The sequence below is a fragment of the Gluconobacter sp. GP1 genome, from assembly GCF_032913585.1.
Classification (GTDB): Bacteria; Pseudomonadota; Alphaproteobacteria; order Acetobacterales; family Acetobacteraceae; genus Gluconobacter; species Gluconobacter cerinus.
Genome location: NZ_JASGXC010000050.1, coordinates 1 through 678 on the forward strand (window position 1 = coordinate 1; position 678 = coordinate 678).

The window sequence follows — 678 nt, forward strand, 5'->3', positions numbered from 1 at the left end:
TTGGCAGAAAGATCGATGCTATCAACGGGCAGATGCAAAACCCAAGTATTCAAGGCGGTTCAGCTTCGGGTCTTGATGTCACGGCCTCAATGGCAACCGCTTTGGGAGCATCAGTTCCTCAGACTCTGGCAGACCATCTGGGGCGCATTCTCAGCCCTCGGGATTTTGGGGCACAATGTAATGGCAAGACAGATGATCATCTGTCGCTATCCATTGCGTTCTCCTATGTCATGGCAACAGGCAGTTCTCTGACATTCCCGTCCGGTCGGTTCTGTATCAATAACGCGCCAATTAATGTTGCGGTCGGGTCGGGCAATATTGTTGATATCAATTTCAACAAGGGGGGGGTGGTGACAACGAACGGATCAGATTTTCTGGTCTTCGACGGATCCAATATCCCCAAGATGTCCGGCTTCAACATTCATGATGGCGTATTTTTTGATACGGCCGGGAAAGCGAAATTCGTAACTGTCCAGAACGCGAAAGAGTTTTTCGGATATTTCCAGTCCAGCATTCATGACATGTCTGTTCCGAACAAGGATCCACGCGATGCAGGAGCCGCGATTGTACAGGCAGGTGCCGGATCATTGTTCTTTGGGCAGAATGTCGGCCATTTCAGTATTTATCGAAATTATGGCTCTTTTTCAGGCAGCTTCGTCGAATTTACCGGGGTCGCCA

Annotated in this window: 1 protein-coding gene; it reads left to right on the forward strand. The window is 49.6% G+C overall.

What is annotated here, in order from left to right; genetic code table 11:
- A partial coding sequence (locus R5H23_RS17195) for a hypothetical protein (protein WP_317216131.1) occupies positions 1-678 on the forward strand: 678 nt, incomplete at both ends.